Annotated in this window: 1 protein-coding gene and 1 pseudogene; both read right to left on the minus strand. The window is 59.0% G+C overall.

Going from position 1 to position 2,482, the window contains the following annotated elements; genetic code table 11:
- Nucleotides 1–137: 137 nt before the first annotated feature.
- Nucleotides 138–872 carry an IS21-like element helper ATPase IstB gene (istB, locus tag GH784_RS26995; protein WP_153794049.1) on the minus strand — a complete coding sequence of 245 codons (735 nt, stop codon included), beginning with the start codon at nt 870–872 and terminating at the stop codon, nt 138–140.
- A gap of 5 nt (nt 873–877) precedes the next feature.
- Nucleotides 878–2,371, minus strand: a pseudogene (gene istA / locus GH784_RS27000) (IS21 family transposase); the annotation flags it as partial.
- Nucleotides 2,372–2,482: the final 111 nt, after the last annotated feature.

Raw genomic sequence — 2,482 nt, forward strand, 5'->3', positions numbered from 1 at the left:
TGTCAATCGGCACAGAACATTCACCCCTTTTACTTATCCAATTTTCACCCCCCTGTAGGCGATCAGCGCTTGGCCTGCCCGGCGCTGGCCGGGGTTGCAGAGGGTAGGCCAAGTGCGGGTGATGGGTGTCTTCGGCTTTAGCTTTGAGAGCGGTTCTTGAAGCGCCAGGACTCGTTCCCGGTTTCGACGATTTCGCAGTGATGGGTCAGGCGATCAAGGAGTGCCGTCGTCATCTTGGCATCACCAAACACCGACGGCCATTCGCCGAAGGCAAGGTTCGTGGTGACGATGATCGAGGTGCGCTCGTAAAGCTTGCTGATCAGGTGGAAGAGGAGCTGGCCACCGGCCTGCGCGAACGGCAGATAGCCGAGTTCATCGAGGATGATGAAGTCGAGGCGCGTGAGGTAATCGGCTATTCGACCTTGCTTGCCGTTCCGGCTTTCAGTTTCCAGGCGGTTGACCAGATCGACGACATTGTAGAACCGTCCGCGCGTGCCGTTACGGATAAGCGCACGTGCAATCGCGATGGCCAGATGGCTCTTGCCCGTTCCGGTGCCACCGACGAGGACGATATTGCGCTGGTCGGCAACGAAGGTGCCGGTGGCCAAATCCCGAACCAGAGATTCATTGATGGGCGTATCGGCAAAATCGAAGTCATCGATGTCCTTGGCCAGCGGCAACTTGGCGATGGTGAGCTGGTAGCGGATGGACCGGGCCTGTTTCTCGGCAATCTCCGACTGCAAAAGGTCTCCGACGATCTGGGGCGGTTCGTGCTGACGCTTGATACCATTGCCCATGATCTCGTCGTAGGCGCTGCGCATTCCGTAGAGCTTCAGTGAGCTCATCAGTTCGAGAACCTGTGTGCGTTCCATCAACTTGCCCTCCTGAGCCTGTCGTAACGGGCGCAGTCGGCGACCGGCTCATGGGTCAGCCGCAACGCATCCGGGATTTGCAAGGTGGCGGTGGGAGCCGGATCGCGACTTCGCGCCAGAATGTTGATGATCACAGAGGCCGAGCAGACGCCGTGATCGAGAGCCTCCTGACAGGCCGCCTCGACGGCCGTCAGTCCGTCAACGGGCACGCATGCAAGGATGGTGACCATTTGCCGATCACCATCATCGGCGTTCTTCAGCCGCTTGCGGGCCTTTTCCATCGCGGCTGGCAGCGCCCAGTCTCTGAATGGAGCGCCGTTGCGCAACGCGCCGGGTTTGCGAGCCAGAACAGGGACATAATGCCAGGGATTGTAGGTGGTCTCGCCGCGACCGAAGCAACGCTTGTGCTCGCCAACATTGACCCCATCCTGCTTGATGACGATCCGATCAGCATAGGCATGCACCTCGACGGGGCGGCCGACGGCAGTCGACAGGACCGAGTATTTGTTGTTGTCGAAACGGACCGTGCAGGTCTTCGACACAGAGGCAGGAACACTGTGGAAGCCATCAAACGGCCCGACATAACGCACGAGGCTAACGCGCTCGGCCTCGAACATTTGCCAGATGGTCTGTGCCGTCTGTTCGGGATGGTTATGAGCCTTGGCATAGGCAACGCATTTGTCGAGCAGCCAGGCATTCAGTTCCTCCAGGCTCTTGACCCGCAGGCGCGGCGTGAAGAAGCGCTCGCGCACAAGGCCGACCTGGTTCTCAACCTGTCCTTTCTCCCAGCCGGATGCGGGCGTGCAGGCAACCGGCTGGACGAGATAGTGACTGCACATCTGCACGAAGCGACGATTGTAGAGCCGTTCCTTGCCGACAAACACGGCCTCCACCGCCGTCTTCATGTTGTCGTAGATGCCGCGTGTGCAGGTGCCGCGGAAGAAGGCGAAAGCCTTGTCATGCGCGTCAAACACCATCTCCTGGCTCTCACGCATATAGGCTCGCGCGAACATCATCCGGCTGTGGCAGAGGCGGACATGAGCGACCTTCACGGTCGTCGTCACACCGTTGATCAGGACGATCTCGTGGCTCCAGTCGAACTGATAAGCCTCGCCGGGTGCATAGTAGAGCGGAACGTAAGCCTCGGATGTGACCGTTCCGCGTGCCTTGGCCCAGGACCTGGCGTAACGACGGACAGTATCGTAGCTACCATCATAGCCAAGTGCCCGGACCTCCTCGTAAATCCGGATCAGCGTCAGCCGTTCGCGAGACGCCTTGCCTTCGTTCGCAATCAGGAAACGCTCGACATCGCCTCTCCAGGCTCCGATCCGGGGCAGCGGTTGACGCTCGCGCTTATAGGTAAACTCGGTGACATCGGAGCGGACAATCTTGCGGACCGTGTTCCGCGAAACATTCAGCTCCCTGGCGATCTTCTTTACCGACCAACCCTGAACATGGAAGGCTCGCCGGACACGCGCAATCGTATCCACTCTCTTCAACTCCCCACTCCATCCGCTCAAAAGCAGGATGGTCCGATGAAATCAGGGAGGGGTCAAAATTGGATAAGTATCACCCCGCCAATGGGGTCAACATTCCATGCTTAAACACAC

This window comes from Agrobacterium tumefaciens (assembly GCF_009649785.1).
GTDB classification, from domain to species: Bacteria; Pseudomonadota; Alphaproteobacteria; order Rhizobiales; family Rhizobiaceae; genus Agrobacterium; species Agrobacterium tumefaciens.

Bases quoted from the DNA above. Each gene is read 5' to 3' on its own strand.
- istB (WP_153794049.1), bottom strand. From the start codon at position 872: ATGGAACGCACACAGGTTCTCGAACTGATGAGCTCACTGAAGCTCTAC.